Source organism: Serratia sp. ASV30 (assembly GCF_016428815.1).
In the GTDB taxonomy this organism is placed as follows: domain Bacteria; phylum Pseudomonadota; class Gammaproteobacteria; order Enterobacterales; family Enterobacteriaceae; genus Chania; species Chania fonticola_C.
Genome location: NZ_JAELTL010000030.1, coordinates 14260 through 36427 on the forward strand (window position 1 = coordinate 14260; position 22168 = coordinate 36427).

13 protein-coding genes and 1 tRNA gene are annotated in these 22168 nt (G+C 55.5%); 8 read left to right on the forward strand and 6 right to left on the reverse strand.

Annotated features, from left to right (window positions below; all coding sequences use genetic code 11):
- Positions 1–128 precede the first annotated feature (128 nt).
- A tRNA-Asp gene (locus JHD74_RS14575) sits at positions 129–205 on the forward strand.
- Positions 206–497: 292 nt separating this feature from the next.
- Here the strand turns inward: JHD74_RS14575 and JHD74_RS14580 are convergent.
- From JHD74_RS14580 to JHD74_RS14600, 5 genes are all read right to left on the reverse strand, one after another.
- On the reverse strand, positions 498–1502 hold the full coding sequence (locus JHD74_RS14580; RefSeq protein WP_074031746.1) for a LacI family DNA-binding transcriptional regulator: 1005 nt from the start codon (positions 1500–1502) through the stop codon (positions 498–500).
- A gap of 30 nt (positions 1503–1532) precedes the next feature.
- Positions 1533–2933: a sucrose-6-phosphate hydrolase gene (locus JHD74_RS14585; RefSeq protein WP_199062962.1), complete on the reverse strand. Its 1401-nt coding sequence runs from the start codon at positions 2931–2933 to the stop codon at positions 1533–1535.
- On the reverse strand, positions 2933–4303 hold the full coding sequence (locus tag JHD74_RS14590; RefSeq protein WP_074031748.1) for a sucrose-specific PTS transporter subunit IIBC: 1371 nt from the start codon (positions 4301–4303) through the stop codon (positions 2933–2935). Before JHD74_RS14590 ends, JHD74_RS14585 begins: the two co-directional genes overlap by 1 nt.
- A gap of 137 nt (positions 4304–4440) precedes the next feature.
- Positions 4441–5958: a carbohydrate porin gene (locus JHD74_RS14595; protein WP_199062963.1), complete on the reverse strand. Its 1518-nt coding sequence runs from the start codon at positions 5956–5958 to the stop codon at positions 4441–4443.
- Positions 5959–6123: 165 nt separating this feature from the next.
- The gene (locus JHD74_RS14600) at positions 6124–7047 is read right to left on the reverse strand and encodes an aminoimidazole riboside kinase (protein ID WP_074031750.1); all 924 of its coding nucleotides are present in this window, start codon (positions 7045–7047) and stop codon (positions 6124–6126) included.
- Between the two features lie 496 nt (positions 7048–7543).
- Between JHD74_RS14600 and JHD74_RS14605 the strand changes: the two genes are divergently transcribed.
- Entirely contained in the window at positions 7544–8866 is a 1323-nt protein-coding gene (locus JHD74_RS14605; RefSeq protein ID WP_199062964.1) for a condensation domain-containing protein, read from the forward strand.
- Positions 8867–8909: 43 nt separating this feature from the next.
- On the opposite strand, the gene JHD74_RS14610 is transcribed toward JHD74_RS14605, so the two are convergent.
- The gene (locus JHD74_RS14610) at positions 8910–13265 is read right to left on the reverse strand and encodes an amino acid adenylation domain-containing protein (protein ID WP_199062965.1); all 4356 of its coding nucleotides are present in this window, start codon (positions 13263–13265) and stop codon (positions 8910–8912) included.
- Positions 13266–13453: 188 nt separating this feature from the next.
- Between JHD74_RS14610 and fepB the strand changes: the two genes are divergently transcribed.
- The 6 genes from fepB (at position 13454) to JHD74_RS14640 (ending at position 22167) form a co-directional block, all read left to right on the forward strand.
- Positions 13454–14422 carry a Fe2+-enterobactin ABC transporter substrate-binding protein gene (gene fepB, locus JHD74_RS14615; protein WP_199062966.1) on the forward strand — a complete coding sequence of 323 codons (969 nt, stop codon included), beginning with the start codon at positions 13454–13456 and terminating at the stop codon, positions 14420–14422.
- 1 nt (position 14423) lies between these two features.
- On the forward strand, positions 14424–15419 hold the full coding sequence (locus JHD74_RS14620) for an iron ABC transporter permease (RefSeq protein ID WP_199062967.1): 996 nt from the start codon (positions 14424–14426) through the stop codon (positions 15417–15419).
- Positions 15416–16402: an iron chelate uptake ABC transporter family permease subunit gene (locus JHD74_RS14625; protein WP_199062968.1), complete on the forward strand. Its 987-nt coding sequence runs from the start codon at positions 15416–15418 to the stop codon at positions 16400–16402. The genes JHD74_RS14620 and JHD74_RS14625 overlap by 4 nt, the downstream gene beginning before the upstream one ends.
- 305 nt (positions 16403–16707) lie before the next feature.
- Positions 16708–18729: a TonB-dependent receptor gene (locus tag JHD74_RS14630; RefSeq protein WP_370592651.1), complete on the forward strand. Its 2022-nt coding sequence runs from the start codon at positions 16708–16710 to the stop codon at positions 18727–18729.
- 52 nt (positions 18730–18781) lie between these two features.
- The gene (locus JHD74_RS14635) at positions 18782–21010 is read left to right on the forward strand and encodes a condensation domain-containing protein (RefSeq protein WP_199062969.1); all 2229 of its coding nucleotides are present in this window, start codon (positions 18782–18784) and stop codon (positions 21008–21010) included.
- Positions 21007–22167, forward strand: a complete 1161-nt coding sequence (locus tag JHD74_RS14640; RefSeq protein WP_199062970.1) for a YncE family protein — start codon at positions 21007–21009, stop codon at positions 22165–22167. Before JHD74_RS14635 ends, JHD74_RS14640 begins: the two co-directional genes overlap by 4 nt.
- The last annotated feature ends 1 nt before the right edge of the window (position 22168 follow it).

Genomic DNA, 22168 nt, shown 5'->3' on the forward strand with positions numbered 1-22168 from the left:
TAAGCGGCATAATTAACGCGTGTTCGTTGAAAAACTGTGCAAACGACTCTTTTTATAAGAAAAGACGTTGACGGAATGGCGAGGCAACCGTAATATTCGCCTCGTTCCCACACAAGAGGGAACGTTGCGGAGCGGTAGTTCAGTTGGTTAGAATACCTGCCTGTCACGCAGGGGGTCGCGGGTTCGAGCCCCGTCCGTTCCGCCAACATTCAGGGCCATGTTATTAACTAACGTGGCCCTTTTTCTTTGCTAAAATTTCCACTATGCCATTGCCGTCTGGCTCGCATTCGCTTGTATCCTTTTTATTTGGATTCCTTCAGATTTTCATTTTGCCGCTTGGCGTGCTGACAGCATCGCAGGATACCCTCGTCGCCCCTCTGACGTCCGCCATCGAACGTCACTGCAAGGGATCGCCATTCAAAACCGCCTGCTGGCGGAAGACGAAGCCAGCAACATCGCTTTCCATCTAGTGAGGCATACTGGCCTTGATGCGTAAATTAACGATGGCGAATTTGCAGGGCTGCGGGCAGGTAGCGCTGTAGCGGCTCAGGCGTGTTGTCGTCGATAAGCTGGCTGATCAGATCGTAGCAGTGCCAGGCCAACTGGCGGTTGTCCTGCTGCACGGTGTCGATACGCAGCGACAGCGAATCATACAGATAGTGATCGTCAAAGCTCGCCAGATGGATGTCGCAATCGAGCAAATGATGTTGGCTCATATAGCGCAGCACCCCTTCCAGCAGTCCGCAGGCGGCGGTAAACAGCGCCTTTGGCGGACGGCCGAGACGGGCGCAGAGTGCGGCGAACATCTCATAGCCGGAACTGGGATGATAGTTGCCGTTGATCACCCATTCCGGACGCAGTTGAATGCCTGCCTGTGCCAAACCCTGAGTAAAGCCCGCCAGACGGTCGCGTGATGGTGAGAGCCGTGGCTGACCGCCTAAAAACCAGAACTCATCGCTATGCTGAGGTGCGATGCGAGAAATCAGCTCTGCCGTCGGGGTAATAGAATCGGTCATCACCAGCGGCAGGCCACTTTCATTCGGGCAACGGTCAAACAGCACCACCGGCAACTGCTCGCTAAGTTTCAGGTAGTCGGCGTCGTTATGCATACAGGACGCGACGATCAGTCCATCGACCTGACGAGCAATCATATTATTGACCACCATACTCTCCTGACCGGGGTTTTCGTCGGTACAGGAGATAAGCAGCTGGATGCCCGCCTCGCGGCACAGCATCTCAAGCTCGTGGGAAAAGACCGCAAAGCCGTAGTTGGTGATCTCCGGTACTACCAGCCCGATGGTGTGGCTGCGGTTATCGCGCAGCGAGCGGGCGTGAATGCTCGGCTGATAGTGCTGCTCGCGGGCAATTGCCTGCACGCGCTCGCGCGTTTCCTGCGCCACGCGTAGCTCTTTGCCACGCCCGTTAAGCACCAGGCTGGCGGTCGCTTTGGAAACGCCAGCCAGTTCGGCGATATCTTTAATGGTAACGCGTTTGGTTTTCATTACGACGCCATGAGCCTGAAAGCAAAACGCTTATTCTACCATGCATGTCCGCAGCGGCCAGTAACAGAATGCGCCGGGCATTTTGCCCGTGAAAACCAGCTGTGCCGGATAGTTCGGGAAGTAGCGGCTGCTCATCACCCCTTCACCTTCGTTGATGAAAATTTCCACGCTCGACTGGTCGATGAAAATACGCAGCGAGCGGATCGTGCCGCGCCAGTAGCGATAGTGCGTTTCGTCGCTGGCGAGGCTGCGTCGCGCCAGGCGGATGCCGTTGGCATCGCACTCCAGGGTTAACGCGCCGCCGAAATCGATGTTTAACGCGTCGTGGCAGGTAGTTTCCAGGGTGATTTCCATCGGAACCAACGGCAGGGCGGCTTCCTGCCAGCCGTGCGCTTTGCCGCGCAGAGCGGTCAGTTCACGCAGTGGGCGCTGATAGAGCCTACCGTCGATAAACTCCAGCTCGCGCAGGCAGGTCATCTGATGGATCCAGCCGTTGGCACGCGTCGGCTGGAGCACCTCTTCGCCGTCCGGCACGCCCATCCAGCCGACCAGCAGGCGGCGGCCGTCGCTAGTCTGCGTAGTTTGCGGGGCGTAAAACTCGAATCCGGCGTCCAGTTCGTGCAGCTCATGGTGTTTGAAGGTGCCGCTGGCGTAGTCGAAAGCACCGGCCATCCACACAGCCGGGTAGGTATTGAGATAGCGCTCTTTCTCTTGAGCGATCCCCTGCGGGCAGCAAATCAGGACATGCTGGTCGCCGAGTGGAAACAGGTCCGGACACTCCCACATATAGCCCGCGTTACGCAGGCCATTGATGCCGCATCCGGCGATTTCACCTTTGGCCATCCACTGATGGAGGTCTGTGGAGCTGAACAGTAGCACCTTGCCGCGTTTTTGCAGATCCTGTGCTCCCAGCACCATGTACCAGCGGCCTTCATGCTGCCAGACTTTTGGGTCGCGCACGTGACCGGTATAGCCTTCCGGCAGCGGCAACACCGGGCCGAGTTTGCTGAAGGTACCATCGGCGTTTTCCGTCGCCAGGCATTGCCATGCGGTTCGGCTACCATCGGCAAATTTGACGTTGCCGGTATAACACAGGGTTAGCGTGCCGTCGTTATCCACCGCGCTGCCGGAGTAGCAGCCGTTGCGGTCATACTCTTCGTCAGGCATCAGCGCGATCGGTTCATGCTGCCAGTGCAGTAGATCGGCTGAACTCCAGTGCGCCCAACATTTGAACTTGTGATCGCAGGCGAGCGGATTCCACTGATAGAACAGGTGATAGCGTCCGGCAAATTCGACAAAACCGTTGGGATCGTTCATGAGCCCTGTCACGGGCGCAGGGTGCCAACGGGGGTAGTGGCTATCGGCCAGCGCGCGCGGCTGGCCCTGCATAACTGCCTGCAAAATTGCAGGCAAGCGTGATGGAAGTGACATTATTCGGCGTCCGTTTTGTATTTCAGTACCAGAGAGACCACAAAAGCGACGCCAAAGGCGATGGCCATCCCGATAATGTAGTTCAGCAGCGAGCTGGCCTGCACGATGGCCATGCCAGGGATTGCCGTAAGGCCAACCGCGGTCATGTAGACGTGCATTGACACCACCCAAGCGCCGCCCGCCGCGCCGCCGATCAGCGCGGCGATAAACGGCTTCACAAAGCGTAAATTGATACCAAAAATCGCCGCTTCGGTGATCCCCAGCATGGCAGAAAATGCCGAGGGCAGGGTAATGGCTTTGATTTTCGCATCTTTGGTTTTAAACCATACCGCCAGACAGGCGCCGCCCTGGGCGACGTTGGCCATGGCCCAAATCGGCAGCAAGAAGTTGACGCCGATGGACGGGTTGCCCAGCAGCCCGGCTTCGATGGCGTGGAAACTGTGGTGAATACCGGTAATCACAATCACCGAATAGAGGCCGCCAAACAGCAGCCCGGCCAGCCAACCGGCATGGCTAATCAGTGTGCTGAGGACAAACGAGATGCCGTCGCCGAGCGCGCGACCGGCCGGGCCGATAATCAACAGGGCGATAAAACCGGAAATGATCACCGTCAGGAACGGCGTCAGGATCAGATCCAGCGCATCGGGAATGACGCGACGAAGCTGTTTCTCAACGATGCTCATAAACCACACCGCCAGCAGCACCGGGAACACCGTGCCTTGGTAGCCGATCATGGCAATTTCAAGACCGAAGAAGTTCATGGTGTGGAAACCGGCAGCTACGCCCCAGGCATTGGTCAGCGCCGGGTGGGTCAGAATGCCGCCGAGCGTCGCGCCAAGATAAGGGTTACCGCCAAACTCGCGGGCAGCGGTAAAGCCAATCAGGATCGGCAGAATAATAAACGCCGCCGAGCTGCACATATCCAGTATGATGTAGATGGCGTTGTTTGGGTCAACCCAGCCGTAGGTTTTGACCATTCCCAGCAGGCCCATCAGCAGGCCGGAGGCGACGATTGCCGGGATAATCGGTACGAAGATATTCGACAGCAGGCGGGCGATACGCTGGAAAGGGTTCAGCTTTTTTGCCGCGATGTCGGCGGTTTCCGATTTGCTGGACTCACTAATACCTGCTGCTTGGATAAAGGCGGCGTAGACTTTATTCACCACCCCGGTGCCGAAAATAATCTGCATCTGTCCAGCGTTACGGAAGCAGCCCTTAACCCCTTCGATTTTACTGATGGCCTGCTGGTCGGCCAGTGAATCATCTACCAGCACCAGACGCAGGCGCGTGGCGCAGTGCGCGGCACTGGCGATATTTTCTTTACCTCCCAAAAGCGGAAGCAGCGAGTGGGAGATCTGTTTAAAATCCATAGTACCCTCTGAATGCGTATGATTTACGTGTTTTGTGCCCGTGGCGACGGGTGCGCAGTTTCTGCGTCATTATTGTGTTCGGGGCGACAAAATGCGCTTTGTCGCCCCGGTTGTTTCTGTCGTCAGGTTTTTAACCGTCAGAACCAGGTTTCCATCTGAATACCGAAATTCCACTCACCGCCAGCGGTGAAACCGCTGCTGCCGAAGGAGTCATCGCTGGCGTAGTTATCCAGCTTTTTGCTCCAATCCATCCAGGTGGCGAACAGGCGCAGCTCGGGACGGTTGAAGAAATCACCGATGTTGCCTGCTTTAAACGTCGGGGCGAAGGTGAGTTTATAGAAACTGCCGTTAACAGCGTTGCGATCTTTGTAGCCTTCGGGATGCAGATCCATGTATTGATAGCTGCCTTCGTAGGCGAGTGCGAAGTTCTGGGTGATCTCCTGGATCAGACGCATGTTAAAGGTGAGCCATTCGTAGCTATCCCCTTTGACGTAACGGTCTTTGCTGCTCTGTACCAGTACCGCCGGGGCGATATGCCAGCGTTCGCTAAGCGGCGTGGTGCCGTAGCTGGCAAAACGCCAGGTATTGGCATCAGAGAGGAGCGCACCGTCGGAGCCGATGCCTTTGACTTCCGCTCCCAGACCGTGACCATAGAGCAGCGCGGTTTTGCTGCTGCCTTCACGCAGACCGTAGAAACTGTCGTTATGCAAGCCAACCAGTGCATGCACGCCGTTATTGGCAGCGTCGGTCTGGATGGCATTGCCGTTGTCATCTTTACGGTCGTCGTTATCTTTAGCTCGCAGGCCGCTCACCATTACCTGCACCGGACCGATAAAGTGGTTCATGCTCAGAATGTAGTTCTGCACATTGTTATCGACATTCTCCAGATCGCCGAAGTTACGCCCATAAATAGAGAAATTGCTGCGAACGCTATCGTTCCACTTCACGTCGTAAATACCGCCACCGGTTCCCGCGAGGAACACCACGTCGGAATCGAGCCAGTGGATATCAAAGTTGTCGCGGTCGAAACGTTTACCGGCCCACAGCGTGGAGCCTTTAAACGGTCCCTCAAAGCTCGGTAAACTGCCGAGTTCGGCAAACGCCTGGCGGATATTCAGGTCGCTGGAGTCTGCCGACCAGTCGTTATAGGTTTTTTGTCCATCGGCCAGCATCGCTTTGAAGCGGGTGGTCGTGCCATTATCCAGCGTCTGTTTATGCTCGAGATTCAGTTCGACGTAGGTATCGGCTTCGTTGCCCAAACGGCCGATAGCGCCGCCGGTTTCTCCGGCTGGCGTCAGGTAAGGGCCGCTTTTGCTGCTGGAGGCTGCGTCGTTCATTAACAGACCGGAGCGGGCATAGCCGTGGAACTCAAAGCCGCTTTTCTCATCGGCCTTCTTCTCAAGCTTTGCGGTCCGCTGAGCGACTTCCCGCGTGGTGTCCTGGTTTTTTTGCTGCTGCGTCGTGAGCTGCTGGACTTTTTTCTCCGCCGACTCGGCGCGGTTTTCCGCCGTTTGCGCTCTGTTTTCAGCATCCTGCAGGCGTTTTTCCAGCGCTATCAGACGGGCTTCTATGGTACTGAGATCCGTTTGCGCGTGGGCTGAGCCGGTGCCGGTTAGCAAAGCGATAAGAACCGCGAGTGTGCTTTTTTTATACATGCTGGTCGCATCCCAAAAGTAAAATTGAAAGGTGTGTGTTTTTGCTAAACCGGTTTTATTGTTATGTTAAACATGACCTGCAAGATCTGGGAATATAATTTGCTAAACCGGTTTAATAAGTGTGATAGATGCAACAAAGTGGGCCGCGCAGGGCGGCCTGAAGGATCAAAACTGGCGATTAAGATCGCGCTGGTAGGGGAGGGCGGTCATCGCACCTTTGGCCGTTGTGGCCAATGCACCACAGGCTTGTGCCAGAGTGAGCGTGGATTCCAGTGAGGCGATGTCCGTCGGCATCCCTTGCGTAGAAAGGCTGACGAGCAGGCCAGCGACAAAAGCGTCCCCCGCGCCGGTGGTATCCACGCTGGCAACGGGTTTAGTGCGGAAATGGGTGAACTGCTGCTGAAATGCGGCGAGTACCCCCGCTTTACCTTGAGTGACCAGCAACAATTCAGGCTGATAACGTTCAGTTACCTTGGCGATTCCCTGTGTTAGATCATCACTGCCGCTGATCAATACCAGCTCCTCTTCCGAGAGCTTTACCACGTTTGCCAGGCGCAGGGCGCGATCGAGGCAGGCGTGCAACAGGTCCTGCTCTTGCCAGAGGTCCTGGCGAATATTGGGGTCAAAGCTGACCCGGCCTCCGGCTCGTTTGATCTGCTCCATCGCCTTGAAGGTAGTGCTGCGGCTGGGTTCGGCGCTGAGCGCGATGGAACACACGTGTAACCATTGATTGGCGGCAAATTCCGGTAGATCTTCCTCTGTCAGAAACAGGTCTGCACTGGGACGCACCATAAAGGTAAACGTCCGCTCGCCCTGATCGTCAAGGTCGACTACTACGGTGGAGGTGCGGTGCTGACTGTCGAGCCGCATATTGCTGACGTCGACAAGCTCCTGTTGCAGAGTATGGCGCATAAAGCGGCCAAACGGATCGTCGCCGACGCGCCCGATAAAGCCGCTGTTGCCGCCAAGGCGGGCGACGCCTACCGCCACGTTAGCCGGTGCGCCGCCAGGGCATTGCAGCAGGCGGCCCTCACTTTCCGGTAGCAGGTCGACGACTGCGTCACCTAGAACCCAAACTTTTGTATTCATGCTGATATTTCTCTTTAGCTAAACTTAATTAAACCGGTTTAGCACATTAAAGCATAGTGGCAGAATGAGGGGAACGTCACATTCGAAAAATTGCGAGCCAGGGCAAAAAAGAGTGGGTCGGCAAAGGGCTGGCATTCTGCAAGCAGGGGGAGCGCCAGCCCAGGCTTATAATCAGGTTCAAAGAGATGCTATCCAGTGGCAGATTCACAAAGCATGCGGCTTTGTTTTTCTATTGTACCGTCTTCATCTTTCTTCCCTTCGTTGGTTTTAGCTGAAAATGCAGCAAAGATATTTCATTTTTTATTGATAATGATTACTATTTCCATCAATGGGTGGGCCACTCATCCTGTCAGATCGTGCAACCTATTCTTTTTATTTTCAGTGCTGAGCATGTCGTGAGCCATATATCGTTCTCTGAGGTGAAGCTGGGCGTTCACCGGGTGGTGAATAAAACGCCGCTGTTTCACAACACTGAAAAACTGAAAAGGGATGGAACATGTTGGAAACTGTTCAGTCAGTCCGTTGGTTGCCGCTGACACCGGCACAGTTTGATTTTTGGGAGGAGTTTAGCTTTCACCCGCATCAGCCCGTCTCTACCGTTGCCCACCGCATTACGCTACGCGGCGAGCTTGATGAGCCGGGGCTGTTAGCGGCGTTGGAGCAGGTTGTTGCTGAAACCGATGTTTTTACCATCCAGTTTCAACTGCCTGACAATGACGAACTACCGCTACAGCGCTGTAATCCCCAACTGCGTCCTCAGGTACGTCTGCTTGAGTTACAACAGACCGATGTTGCCGAGTCGATGATGCAGGCCGACATCGAGCGTCAGCTCAATTTGCTGAGTCAGCCGCTGGCGGTCGTTTGGTTGATCCGCTTTTCACCTACGCATTACACCGTATATATCCGGGCACATCACATTATTATTGATGGTTTCGGCATGGCGCTGATCGAACATCGTCTCGCTGAGCTTTACCGCGCCCGCCTGCAAAAATCCACCGCTAGCCAACCTTTCCACGCGTTTTATGATTTTCTGGCTGAAGAGCAGCGGTACGCCAGTAGCGAAAAGTCGCGGCAGGACGCCGAGTATTGGCGGCGATATGTTACCAACGCGCCTTCGCTCCCGGTTCTGCAAAAGGGAGGGGAGGACTACGGTGCGGAGTGTCTGCACAGCGAAGCGGTGCTACCTGAGCGTTTTAGCCAGCAGTTGAGCACCTTTTCCGAGCGCTGCGGTACAGGCTGGCCGGATTTGCTACTGGCACTTTCCGCTGCCTGGTTGACGTTTCGGCTTTATGGGGAAAACAAGGCTGAGGTACAGCCAATCTGGGTGCCCGTTATGAATCGCCGTGGGATGGTGGCCGCCAGCGTCCCAGCGTTGGCGGTGAATATTCTGCCGCTGTTTGTTCAGGTCGAGCCACTGGAGAAGGTTGTGGACTACGTCAAACGCACCGCGAAATCGTTGCGAGACCTGCGTGCTCACGGGCGTTATCGTATTGAGACACTGGCCGCCGATCAGGGATTGGGAAAAGGAACGCGTTACTTTTTCTCACCGTTGATCAACGTGCTTCCTTTCGATCCTCCGCTGTTTGCAGGCTGTGAAGCAGAGCGGGAAGTCATGGCGAGCGGCCCAGGGGATGGTTTTAACATTACCTGGCGTGGCCGTACGGATGCGAGCGAACTGCATATCGACATCGATGCCGATCCTGCGATGTATGCTTCGCTGAATGTCGAGGAGATGTTCACACACCTGCGCAGCTTCCTGAGCAGGGCGATGATGCCCGAAGCGGGACAGCAGCCGGTTTACCAACTGCTAAACCAATAAGATCTTCCGCCAGCGGGCTGGTTCGCTGGCGGAGATTGGCTTTTTAATGCAGCAGCGAGCAAACCTCATCGGCGTTTTTGCACTTAATCAAGGTCGCAACTGGCAGTGAAACGCCGAGTTCCACGTTGATCCTCTCTCTAAGCGTGGGCATATGGCTGAGTTTCAGCCCCATGGCAAGAAACGGGGTCTGATGATGCCATTCAGGCCGCAGCGGCTGGCCCATCACGGCGCAATAGATTGCCAGTACCGCTTGCTGAGGTGTCGCCGGGGCGGCGAGCGTTGCCGAATGAGATAGTTCCAGTTCGGTACGTAGCGCATGGCGATCGACTTTGCCATTTGCCGAGAGGGGAAAGCGGGTTTGCACAATGAAGCGGCCAGGGATGTGAGTTGCGGGCAAATAGCGCTGTGCGAAGATGCGCAGCTCCGACATGCTCGGCAGGACCTTATGTGCTGATAGATAGACCGCACCCAACGACTTTTCTGGTGTATCGTCCACCGCGTAATCGAGCACCACAATATCCTCGATGGCTGGATGCTGGCGCAGCGCTTCTTCGATTTCCGGCAGTGAAATCCGTACGCCGCGAATTTTAACGTAGCCATTAATACGGTTGGCAAACATGATGACGCCGTCAGGCCGGTAATAGCCAATGTCTCCGGTACGGAACGTTCGCTCGCTAATGCCATCTGGAGTCATCACGTCAACAAAGTCGTGCTGCACTAACGCTCCATTCTCCAGATAGCCACAGGCCAGATTGGCCCCGGCTGTGTGGATGCGCCCAGCCACGCCGCAAGGGCAATGTTCACCGCTGTCATGACAGATAAAATACTGAGTACCCGCCAGCGGCTTGCCATAGGGAATTTGTTCCGTGTCGCTAGCGGTGATCTCGTGCCAGATGCTCCAGATAGTCGTTTCCGTCGGGCCGCCGAGTGACATCAGCCGCAGATGAGGATGCCTTGAACGCAATAGCCGGATGGTGGCGGGTTTAATGTAATCGCCGCCCTGGGCTACTAGCCGCAGGGAGGAGAGCTGCTCTGGCGTTGCGCAGTCCAGCAGCATTTCCAGGATCGCTGGCACAGAACACCACAGCGTGATCCGATGTTGTGCCACCAGGCGGCCCCAACTGATGGCGTCTTTTTCCTCATGCCTGGCTGGCAGCACCAGCGTTGCGCCCACGCTGAGTGAGGCAAACACGTCAAACACCGACATATCGTGGTGCAGCGGCGTTACCGAGATAAAGACATCTCGCTCGGTGATCTGCCAGTGGGCGAGGGTTTGCCCAAGCACGTTGGCCGTTGCCCGGTTATTCAGCACGACGCATTTCGGCTTGCCCGTGGTGCCAGAGGTATAGAGATAATAGGCGGGCTGGCTGCTGTCGCTTTGAGCGCCAAACCGAGGTGGGCTGACGTTGGCGGATTTGAGCTCATCAGGCGTGACTGAGCCTGGGATTGCGGCGTCTTCATCGCATATCACCAGCTCGGGTTGGCAATTTTCCAGTAAAAATGCCGTCCGTTCTGTAGGCGAACTAATATCTATCGGCACCCGGATAATCCCTAACAGGGAGCAGGCTAGCGAGATACCGATATGCTCCAGGTCGCGTGGAAGATAAATTGCCACCACGCTCCCCGCCCTCAACTGACGCGCGAGCAGTCCGTTGGCCATGCTGGCGACGAGCTCACCCAGCGCCTGCCAGCGCAATTGTTGTTTGCCACAGATCACGGCTACCCCATCACGAGTGCCGGAAAACAGATTTTCTGCGATGCGGCCCAGAAAATCGTCGCTTACGGCTGTGCTGGCGGGAGTGTTAGCCCGGTAATGCGGGTAATTCATCGTTTCGTGGACGGGGATATTCAGCGAACCCTGAGAGACTATATGCAACATACGCTGGTGGATTGCATTCAGCATAGCGCTCACCTGTTCGGGCGCGAGAGCCTGCTCAACATAGTCGGCAATTATCAGTAAATTGCGCTGCTCATCGTACATTAGGCGAATATCCAGTGCGACCTGCGGCGTTTGGGTCAGACCGCTTTCGGTACGGATTGACGTGTTGGCCGGAAGCGTTTCCCAGCTCAGGCAGTTGGTCAGGATCACCGGCAGCGCGGGAGCATGTCCGGTTTGCGGTGACAATTGGCGAGCCAGATCCACACCTGACCAGGCAAGGTTTTGCAATCCGCCAAGAATGTCTTCTTGCAAACATTGGGCATTGTCGACTAACGGCTTGTTATGACGGACGTAGTGAATGGCAATAAACGTCGATCGATTGGTGGCTTGCCCCTCTTTGGCCGGGAAGGCAACGGGGATGCCGACCGTGAGCGCTTCATCTTCCGACCAGAGCGCCAACGTATCGAGTACGATAGCCGACAGAGTAGTGTTGGCAAATAGCCCCCGGGATGCACCAAGGCGAGTGAGCAGCTTCAGGTGGCTGGCATCCAGAATTTGTTGTTCACGCCGCCAGCAGGGTTGCACGATCTCGCCCAAAGGTTGCTGCCAGGGAAGCCGGGAAGGAGTAACGACCTGCGCCAGCTTGTCTTGCCACCAGGCTTTTGCCCGCTCCCGCTCTTCTTCATCTGCTTCGCTCGGTGCAGTGTCATGCTCAAGTGCCGCAAGCGGTTGTTCATCAAATAGCCGGGCGATGATATGCGAGATCCCTTGGCCGTCGAGGATCAGCGCATCAAAGCTGGTGAAAATCTGGTACTCCGTTGCGCCAGGCAAGGTAATCAGAATGATCCGCCAAGGGGGCGACGACGGATCGTGGCGGCTCTGTTGGTAATGCTGTCGTAGCTGTTGCACTTTTTTAGCTGCGTCTTCTGCACTGGCATCGCGTAGATCGATCTCTTCCAGATGAGGCTCCAGCTCAGGCAGAATGTGCTGCTGCTGTGTTTCCTCCTCGATCCAGGTGCGTAATGCGGCGAAGTGATTAACCAACTCTGCCAGCCGACGGCGGAAGTGCGCAGGATCGATGAGCCCCCTAAAGGTCCTGAAATCGTGCATGGCAACGCCACCGAGCGGCCATTGCTCGCTGCTTCCCAGCAGATAAGCCTGCTGGAGCGCCGTTAATGGTTTCCCCATTCGCTTCTCCTTTTGCCGTACTGCCGCTGGAGGTGCCAACCAGCGGGAAACGCTGTCATCAATATGCTGCGGTGTCGCGGCCAGGCGTTCGGCGAGCCTGTGAAAACGCGTAAAGAGTTGATGCAGTTGGCCGGGGGGAAACGCATCTTCACGCACATCCCAGTTGATCAGAATTTCATCGCCAATCCAGGCTACCTGCGCGTCCAACGCGACTTGCGGCCCCTGAGAGATGACCCACGCCAGTTCACCCAATTGCCTGTCGACCCGCTCAGAGAACAGCACGCCACCGGAGATACCGAACCCGGCGGTAAAGACGATGGGGGAGTATTGCAGTTGGCCCTGCTGGCGCGAAAGGTCGCGCATCACGCTCACCCCTGAATAGCCGCCGTGACCCAGGATTTCGTGCAACTGCGTCATGGTGCGCTGGCAATAATGCAGCAGCGTTTCATCGGGTCGCAGCTCGGCGCTGAACAACAGCAGATCGGAAAAATCACCGACGATCTCGTCACCGCCCGCAATCTTGGGAGCGCGGAAAAAGGTCGGTACGTTGATGCGCAACGCGGGTTGCCTGAAACCTTCCATTATCGTCAGGCTGAACAAAGCAAGGAAAAGCGAGCTTAACGTCAGATGGTGGTGACGCGCGCAGCGCTGCAAGGCATGGCTGATTTGGGGATTAAGCTGGATTGCCATTCTGCGGGTTTGACACTGCCTGTCCGTATAGGGAATGGCGGGAGCAGGGGGAATATCCGCTAAACGCTGCCGCCACCAGGCGCGGTCTCGTTCTCTGGCGCTAAGCAGCAGCGGATCGTGAGTACGCTGTGCCAGATAGCGAAACCAGGCGACCTCCATCACTGGGGCGCACTGTGGCGGTGGTTGTTGGAAGAAGCGGGCGAGATCTTCCACCACGATCCGAAAAGAGAGGGCATCCGCGGCGATCATATCCAGATCGATATGCAGCCGGCTGGCCTGCCCTGGCAATATCGTCAGGCTGATTTCGCACGGGTAGCCTTGATCACGCAGCAACTGCTGGTTCTCCATGCGCCGCCGCTTGTCAGCCAGCAATCGTTGTACTTCGGCTGGTGGGTAATGACAAAAATCATCGATGCCCAGTGGTGGATGACTGGCAACCACATGCTGTAGCCCTTCTGCGGTGACATGAAGACGCAGCATTGGGTGCGTGCGGTAGAGTGCATCCACAGCGTGCCGAAAGCGGGGGATATCAGTGATAGTGCCATCGAATTCTGCGTACAAATGTGCGGCAACGCCGCCTAATGCCTGCTCAGAGTGCCTGCCTACCCATGAGGCCGCCTGCATTGGAGTCAATGATTTCATTGCATATCGTTCCTGATTGGCCAACGGAAGCCGCCTAAATATATAACAGATCTTAATGCGAATGAAAATTATTCTTTTTTATGTTGTTGGCGATACATTGAGCAGGGTAAGGTTATACGAGGCACATAAATTCACTCCGTGGTCACTGAGATGGCACCCCGGGGCTATGCACAGGGAGCAAGCAGAAGATGAGGTTGTTACCGGGTAAACGTCGTCATCCCATGTTAGGGGTTTTATTATTACTGGCCTTGCTGATGGGCAGCGGCCAGGGCTTTGCACAAGGTTGGCCCAGGGCGTTTCACAACGCGGATGGCTCCTTCACTCAGATCCCGTCCCCTCCGAGCCGTATTCTTTCTACTTCCGTCAGTGTCACCGGAACGTTACTGGCGATTGATGCGCCGGTTGTCGCCAGCGCGACGGCCGTGAACGGCCAGTTCTTTGGGCAATGGGTCAAGGTGGCCGAGCAGCGCAACATTGCTAAAGCCTGGCCTGCGGGCAGTGTTGATCTCGAACTGGCCTATGCCACCGTCCCCGATTTGATCGTCGTCTCAATCAATGGCGCAGACTCATCGCGCGCTCATTTGGCTGAACTGAGGGCCATTGCGCCGGTCATTATCGTGAATTATGGCAACCAGACCTGGCAAGCTCTGGCCCGTGAGCTGGGAGCCGCGCTGGGGCTTGAGGCGCAGGTTGAACGGCGGATCGGCGGTTTTGACTCGCTGCTTACCAACGCCCGCCAGCAAATCCATCTGCCTGATGGACAAGCCAATATTATCAATTTTAACGGCCCGGGAACGGTCAATCCCGTGGCAACACCGGCCAGCGTGCATGCCCGTTTACTCGAGTCGTTAGGGTTTTCGATCGAAGCGCCAAACCCGGCCTGGCAAAGCAATCTTACCCGCTCCGGCGACTTTATCTGGGCTGAATATGAGAATCTGACGCAGTTAACGGCGGGCACCACGTTTCTGTTGAGCGCAGGCGACGTCAGGATTAACGAGTTTCTGCATGACCCTCTGCTTCAGCGGTTGCCTTCGGTACAACAACACCGGGTTTACAGCCTCGGTGCACATGCATTCCGGGTGGATTACTACAGCGCCAGTGAGATGGTGGCAGACATTGTCCGCCATTTTGCCGGTAGCCCAACGCAGGAGCGGTGAAATGTGTGCTTGGCGACAGGCTGGCCTGGTCTCTGGGCTGGTTTTACTGCTGGTTCTCGGTTGCTTTAGCCTCTATTTCGGTGCTCGCCCCATTCCGCCTGCGGTGATTTGGCAGGCGATCACGCAGTTTGATCCGCACAATAGTGAGCATTTACTGGTCTGCTATCTACGGCTGCCGCGCACCTTATTGGCGGTGGTGGTTGGAGCGGCACTCGGCGCGGCTGGCGTCATCATGCAGACGCTCACCCGTAATCCACTGGCGGATCCCGGCCTGCTCGGGGTGAATGCCGGTGCCACGTTGGCGATCGTCTTGTCAATCGCGCTGTTTGATGTGACGAATGTCTTTAGCAGTATGTGGTTTGGCGTGGCCGGTGCGGCGATAGTCAGCGTTGCGGTGTTGCTGGTGGGCGGCATTGATGGCAATAACCCGGTAAGGATTGTGCTGGCCGGAGCCGCGTTGACTATTGTGCTGCTTAGCCTGACTCAGCTCGTCATTATCAACAGTGAACCAGAGGCGTTCGATCGCTTCCGGCACTGGGTGATTGGATCGTTACAGGGAAGAGGGTTCGACGTACTGCTCCCGGTTGCCATGCTGGTGGGCGTGGGGCTGTTGCTGGCGCTGGCCAGCAGCAAAATGCTGGATATTGCGGCACTCGGCTCGGATGCCGGCCAGGCACTCGGCGTTAATCCGCGCTGGCTGGTGGTCATGTCCGCGCTGATTATCGTGATACTGGCCGGAGCGGCCACGGCGGCGGCTGGGCCAATCGTTTTTGTTGGCCTGACCGCGCCGCATTTTGCCCGTGCCATTGCCGGATTGCAGCATCGAACGCTATTGCCTTGGGCCATGCTGCTTTCCGCCATGCTGGTGTTGTTGGCTGATATTCTGGGGCGCATCGTTGGCTATCCCGGTGAAGTCAGCGTTGGCGTCATGGTGGCACTAACCGGTGGTCCTTGTTTTGTGTTGCTGGTGAAGCGTTGGCAGGGGGAACGGGTATGAGCGTCAACAGGACGGTGCTGGTATGCCTGGCTTTGGCCTCTCTGCTGTTGGTTGCTGCCGCTTTCGCTCTGACGGTGGGGCGCTTTACGTTGCCGGTATCGAGCGTGCTGCAAGCCATCACGGGGGAAGGAAATCCCATGGCGCAGCAAATTGTCAGGGCGATCCGTCTGCCGCGCGTGTTGACGGCGGTTTTCGTTGGGGGCGCCTTGGGCATCTCCGGGGCGATTTTTCAGTCCGTATCGCGCAATGCGCTCGGATCGCCAGACGTCATTGGCTTTACCACCGGTGCGGCAACCGGTGCGATTGTGCAGATTGTCCTGCTTAACGGTAACACCGTGGCGATTGTGCTTTCGGCCATGGCCGGGGGGCTGGTGACGTCGCTGCTGGTCTACTGGCTAGCCCATCATCACGGTGTGGTGAAGGGATACCGTCTGATATTGATGGGCATTGGTGTTGGTGCGGTACTCAGTGCCCTCAATGGTTTGCTGCTGGTTAAAGGCGATATTGATAACGCCGTGATGGCCACTTTGTGGCTGGCGGGAACCACACAGGGGAGAAACTGGCTGCATGTTATCCCTGTGGCCACCAGCATCGCGTTGTTATTGCCGGTGGTGCTGATGTGTGCCAGGGCGTTGAACATCATGACAATGGGGGATGAGGTAGCCCACCAGTTGGGTGTCCGTGTTGATCTCATCCGCAAGATTATGACGTTTTGCGGCGTGATTCTGGCTGCGGTGGCAACCAGCGCGGCAGGGCCGATTGCCTTTATCGCGCTTATGGCCCCACAGCTGGCAATCCGCCTGACACGCAGTCCGAACCTGCCGATGATCAGTGCGGGTCTGGTGGGCGGCAGCCTGTTGTTAGGGGCCGACATTGTCGCCCAGATACAGCCATCAGGGCTGATGATGCCGGTAGGATTAATGACGGGGATGATAGGTGGCGGGTACTTGCTGGCTCTGCTACTGCGTGGCGGCTGTCGCTAAGGCTAAGGGATGAGTGTCGCAAATATGGTCAAATTGATTTGCATTCAATATTGTAAATGATTATCGTTTACGTGCGTTGGCTTACTTGTTTCTTGGCCGACGTACCTCGGGAAATCCTGGTGGATGACGAATAATAAGGTCGTAAAGACCAGCCAATTAAGCAGTGTGTTCTTTGTCGCTCAGTTGAAAAATAAAAATTTAGTGTGCATTTGGCAAAGGAGATATCAATGAGCGAACTAAAGGGTGATAAAAAATGCCCGGTTTCATTATGTAACAGGCCCCAACGTATTTATAAAAAATATCATATGCCCTCCGTCATGCTAGGGTTATGTGTTTTCGCCGCAGCGGATGCGATTGCTGCCGATGATGCTCCAATACGCAATGAGAATAACGAGCCTGATACCATTATTGTTACCGGGGAAAAAGTAAGACGTACTATTTACGATACCGGATCCAGTATTGAGGTGTTTGACGATGCGCGGATAGATTCACTGCCCGGTGCAACACAGGTATCCGATTTATTAAAAATGACGGCCAACGTCCTGGATACGGGCATTGGTAACGATATTCCAACCATTCGCGGTATTGATGGTTCAGGGCCAGCCAATGGCGCCAATGCCTTCCTCAGCGGTACGCGGCCACGTATGAACCTCTCGCTCGATGGGCGTTCCTTAACCTATAACGAATTAGCCGTCGGGCCGCAATCCCTGTGGGATATGCAACGGGTCGAAGTCTACCGAGGGCCGCAAAACTACATTCAGGGTCGTAATGCGATTGCCGGTGCGGTGGTCATGAGCAGCAAGGATCCGACGTTTGACTGGACTTCGGCGGTCAGAGCCGGGGGCGGAAATCAGGATTCTACTCAGGCTTCTGCCATGCTATCGGGGCCGATTGTTGAGGACCAATTGGCGTTTCGCCTGAGCGCCGATCGTCAGCGGCGGGAGAGTTTTGTCGATCTGATCTCCTACGAACCTGTGGGTAATCCACGCGAAATCGAAGTGACCAACATCCGTGGGAAGCTGCTGTATAACCCTGCTGGGCTACGTGATCTCACCACTAAACTTTCGATAAATCACTATGAAAGCCAGGCACCGCAGAATGAAGCGCTAAGCCCGGCTAACCATGCCAGCTCCCGTTTTGACCGGCGTCGCCCAGTCGTTGAGACCCAATCCACCAGTGGTATTTGGGATATTGCCTGGGAGCCGTCGGAGCAGTTAAGCGTCCAGAACAAGTTTGTTTATACCGATTTTAGTAACCATCGCCGTACCGCAGAAGCGCTGCCGTGGGCCGACATCGAAGGCAAAGAGTTCCAAATGGAGCCGCTGGTGCTTTTCGGTACACCAAACGATCGTTGGCGTGGTCTGGTTGGTGCGCGTTACTTCCATGCGTCGCAGGATGAGTTTGTTAACCTGTTCCCCGGCGGTAGCCCGTTCAAGGATAAAACAGATACCTACGCCGCCTTTGGCGAATTGACCTGGGCCGTGTTGCCACATATCGATATTACCGCCGCCAGCCGAGTGGAGAGAGAGCACCGTCAACGTAAGGGCGGCAAGGCGCGTAAGGTCGATTTTGATCAAACCTGGGATGTGTTCCTGCCCAAGCTGGATGTTGCGTGGAAGCCTTCATCGCGGCAAACCTTTGGTGCCAAGGTGGCTCGCGGCTATAACGGCGGTGGCGCTGGGATGACGTTTTCAGCCCCCCTGATCAACTATACCTACGATCCTGAATATGTCTGGAACTATGAGTTGTATAGCCGCCATGGCATTGAAGATCTTAATCTCGAGGTGATCACCAACCTGTTTTATAACGACTATAAAGACATGCAGCTGCCGTATTATCTGGACTCCACTATGAACTCAATGATGATCCGCAATGCAGATAAAGTCGAAACCTATGGTGCTGAACTTGGGGCTATCTGGAAACCGACGGGGAATTTTGAGTTGAATAGCTCAGTAGGGTTATTAAAAACAAAAATCAAGAAATTCTCTGACAGCAGAATCGATGGGCATGAATTACCGCGCGCTCCGGCAGTCACCGCCAATATGGGGGCGAAATATAATCTTATGCCGGGGTTGGAGTTAAGCGGTAATGTAACGCTTTCCGATACCTATTATTCCCAGTACGACAACGATCCACGCGGGAAAATCCCTTCCAGAGTGATTGCCAATATGCAGCTGGCTTATACCTTCAAGCAGGGGCGCGTCAGCGTGTTTGCGCAAAACCTGTTTGATTCTGATAAACGCGTCATGGTGATGAATAACGACGTTTCTACCGCGGTTATTCAGCGGCCACGGCTGGTTGGCGCCGTTGTCCAACTGGATTTCTAAGGCCATCTATCGTCAATGAAAGGCGCAGCAGGTTTTTGCCTGGGAGGGAAATGTGAACACGAGTTTTAGCGAATTCAGCGGTGAAGAAGAAGCCGCTAGCGAGTTTGAGCAGCAGGCCTGGTTCGAACACCAGCAACAGCTACATGGGGAAGGCCAACAGGTGTTGGCCTGGCAGTTAACCGGTGCCGTGGATTATGGCCGCTTGGTCAACGTACTGGAACAAACCCAGCGGCAATTGCCAGGTATCAACGCCCGTTACGTTTATGGTGAGCGCGGGCTGATGCGCAGTGACAATACGTGTTCACCGCCAGCGTTGACCATCCAGACGATCCGCCATCCCCAGGAAGCTATTGACACCCTGTTAAGCGCCAAAGCGATACCTTTTGACCTGGAACAGGCTCCACCACTGCGCTTTATGCTGTTTTCCGGCGACAGGGGGGGCATTCTGGGGATGGTGGTGCATCGCATTCTGTCGGCATCGCTGGATTGGCGAGATATACCGCAAAAGGTCAGTGCACTGTATCAGCAACAAGTTCTCTCGCACTCCTCTGAGCCGTTCATTATGGAGCGCTTGCCCCTGCCAGATTGTGCCGCTCGGCAGACCTCGGTGGCCGTATTTCCGGGGGCAGTGGCTTCCTCTGTCACGCCGGGATCTGATGCGGCAATACGGCAACATATCCTGCAAGCCTTCCGCGAGGCGCTCGCCGTGCCCACGATGGGAGAAGATGATGATTTCTTCGATTGCGGCGGGCACTCGCTGATTGCCACCCGCATTATTGGCCGTTTGAAGAGCCAGCAGCATATTGAGATCAATATCAACGATCTCTTCAGCTATCCCAGCGCGGCTCAACTGGCGCGCTATGCCTACATAGTTAATAACGTGCCCGCTTCGCCGGGTAAGCAAGCGGAGAGTTTGGCATTGCTAAGTCCGCAGGCTCCTTTATCGCTGGCGCAACGGTCATTGTGGAAAATCTATCAGGCGCTAGGCTGCGGTGAGGCCTTCAATATTCCCTTTGCGCTGCGCTTTCTCGACCCGATTGATGAAGGGCTTTTCTTCCAGGCCTTCCAGGATATTTTGCTGCGTCATCCAGCTCTGCGCACCCTGTTTGTCGACATTTCCGGCGAGGTTTATCAGCAGATCGTTCCGCCGGAGATGCTGTCTCAATACGAATGGTTCTGGCATTCACAGCCTCAGGATGTGCCGCTGGAGCAGGCGCTACAACGCGCAGCCAGCCACCACTTTGAGCTCGATGATGAGTTACCGGTACGCATCACCTTCCTGCAGGATGAGGAAAATGGCCAACAGGTGGTGTCGCTATTGTTCCACCATATTGTATTGGACGAGTGGTCGGTGAATATCCTGATGGATGAATTGGCTTTGGCGATGGCAAGCCGTTTCGCCGGATCGGCACCGGAGTGGCAGCAGACACCCGCGCCGTTCCACGCGTTCGCAATCCAACAGCAACAGGCCGGGGTCAACGATCGACATCTGCGGTTCTGGCTGGAACGTTTGCACCATGCACCGTCTTCGGCATCGATTTTTGCCAGCGAAGCGCAACAGGCCGATGCGGCTTCTCACTCCGGCAACTGGGTTGAGTTCAAACTGGAACACGCCGTCACCACTGGGCTTTACCGCCTGGCGAAGCAGCAGGGTGCCTCACTGTTTAACGTGGTATACAGCGGAATTGCTGCGGCACTCCATCTGCTTGGTGGCGCGAAAGATCTGGTCATTGGCACTTCGGCCTCTGGGCGTAACGACGCGCAATTTTTCGATACCATCGGTTACTTCACCACCGTTGTCGCTCATCGGATCGGTTTTGCCGATGGCACCACGCTGAACGGGCTGATCGATGACGTGAAACGGCAGATAAATGATTCGCTGCCTTTTAGCGACATCCCGATCGATCTGGTCGAAGAGAGGCTGTTTGGTGATTGCGCACCGCGCGACAGCCATATGTTTGAGGTCTTCATTCAGCTCCATGCCAAAAATAAGCTTAACGGGGTATTTAGCTTGGCCGACGGCCAGCAGATCCGCTTTCGCCAGATCGATCCCGAGAAAACGGAATCGGTGCTGGGGTTGCAGTTTGAGGTGATGGAAGAGCAAATCGACGGCGAGCCTTCGGTTCGCGTCATGTTGAGCTATCGCACCGATCGCTATTCATGCGAGCAGGTGCAGCAGATCGTCCAAACGACACGTCAGGTGTTTGCCGTTATGGCCGATTCCGTTGGTCAACCGGCGCTACGGCTTGATGCATTACGCCATAACAGGAGTGTGTTATGAAGCAGGAGCCGTTGACCGATATTCAGCGCATCTACCCGGCTAAAACCCTGGTAGAGCTGGTTTATAGCGCCTCACAGCAGGCGCTGTTTGTCAGCTCTCCCGATTGGGAGGATGAGCGGCAATCCCGTGTACTGCGGATAAATCCGCGAACCCTGGCTGTTGAGGAGGAGATCCCGTTGCAAGTCAAAGGGTTTGGCGTAGCGCTGGACGATCGCCGTGGGCATCTTTACCTCTCCCAGGGGTTTAACGGCACCGTCGCCGTGGTGGATATCGCCGCCAATCGGCCGATCGCCACCATTGCGCTGATGCAGGAGATTGCTTTCAAGCAACTGTATCAACGAGAAGGGATTGTCGGCGAGCGGCAGGCTTTTTTATTACGGGAATTGGAGCGCTTTGGCGTGAGTGAAGGTTTTCCATGGAAGCTGCGGGAGCTGGTTTTCGATCCACGTAGTGAGCGCCTGTTCTTGCCAGGGCTGGGGTTGGGTATCGATAGCGTGCTGTTGGTAGTGGATACCCGCAAGCGTCAACTGGAGACGATTATTCACGGTTTCGGCTATAACGTAGTGGGGATCACGCTGGATGAAACGGGGCGCCGTGTCTTTGTATCTAACATGCAGGGCCAGCTGTTTGTGGTTGATCCAGATAGCTTGACGATCGTTTCCCGATGGGAGATCGAAGCCGATCAACTGCTTAATATGGTCTATGACCCACAGCAAAACCGGATCTTCGGTGTCGATCAGGGCATTGACCGTAGCGATTGGCGTAACAATCATCTGGAACGTGAATATGTTGCCCGTAGCGCGGGTCATCAGGTCTTTGCTCTGAACGCCGATAATGGCGACGTTATCGCACGTATGGCAACGGATGAAGTGCCGATCGGCCTGGCATGGGATGGCGAGCGGCAAAGGCTGTACGTCGCCAATCGCAAAGGCATTCGCGTGGATATTGGCGCGGGCACGCTAACGGTATTTGATACTGCCCGCTATTGCCTGCTACAGACCATACCTATGGCTCCGCATCCCAATAGCCTGGCATTTGATGAGGATAAGCAGTGCCTGTTTATCACCGTCAAAAATGATGAAACCATGATTAAGGCTGGGCTGCCGGAATGCGTTGCCCGTATGCAATTAGGTGAAGGGACAAGGGAGGCAAAGTAAA

Bases quoted from the DNA above. Each gene is read 5' to 3' on its own strand.
- JHD74_RS14585 (WP_199062962.1), bottom strand. From the start codon at position 2,933: ATGTCACTTCCATCACGCTTGCCTGCAATTTTGCAGGCAGTTATGCAG.
- JHD74_RS14595 (WP_199062963.1), bottom strand. From the start codon at position 5,958: ATGTATAAAAAAAGCACACTCGCGGTTCTTATCGCTTTGCTAACCGGC.
- fepB (WP_199062966.1), top strand. From the start codon at position 13,454: ATGAGGTTGTTACCGGGTAAACGTCGTCATCCCATGTTAGGGGTTTTA.
- JHD74_RS14600 (WP_074031750.1), bottom strand. From the start codon at position 7,047: ATGAATACAAAAGTTTGGGTTCTAGGTGACGCAGTCGTCGACCTGCTA.
- JHD74_RS14640 (WP_199062970.1), top strand. From the start codon at position 21,007: ATGAAGCAGGAGCCGTTGACCGATATTCAGCGCATCTACCCGGCTAAA.
- JHD74_RS14620 (WP_199062967.1), top strand. From the start codon at position 14,424: ATGTGTGCTTGGCGACAGGCTGGCCTGGTCTCTGGGCTGGTTTTACTG.
- JHD74_RS14590 (WP_074031748.1), bottom strand. From the start codon at position 4,303: ATGGATTTTAAACAGATCTCCCACTCGCTGCTTCCGCTTTTGGGAGGT.
- JHD74_RS14625 (WP_199062968.1), top strand. From the start codon at position 15,416: ATGAGCGTCAACAGGACGGTGCTGGTATGCCTGGCTTTGGCCTCTCTG.
- JHD74_RS14630 (WP_370592651.1), top strand. From the start codon at position 16,708: ATGCCCTCCGTCATGCTAGGGTTATGTGTTTTCGCCGCAGCGGATGCG.
- JHD74_RS14580 (WP_074031746.1), bottom strand. From the start codon at position 1,502: ATGAAAACCAAACGCGTTACCATTAAAGATATCGCCGAACTGGCTGGC.
- JHD74_RS14605 (WP_199062964.1), top strand. From the start codon at position 7,544: ATGTTGGAAACTGTTCAGTCAGTCCGTTGGTTGCCGCTGACACCGGCA.
- JHD74_RS14610 (WP_199062965.1), bottom strand. From the start codon at position 13,265: ATGAAATCATTGACTCCAATGCAGGCGGCCTCATGGGTAGGCAGGCAC.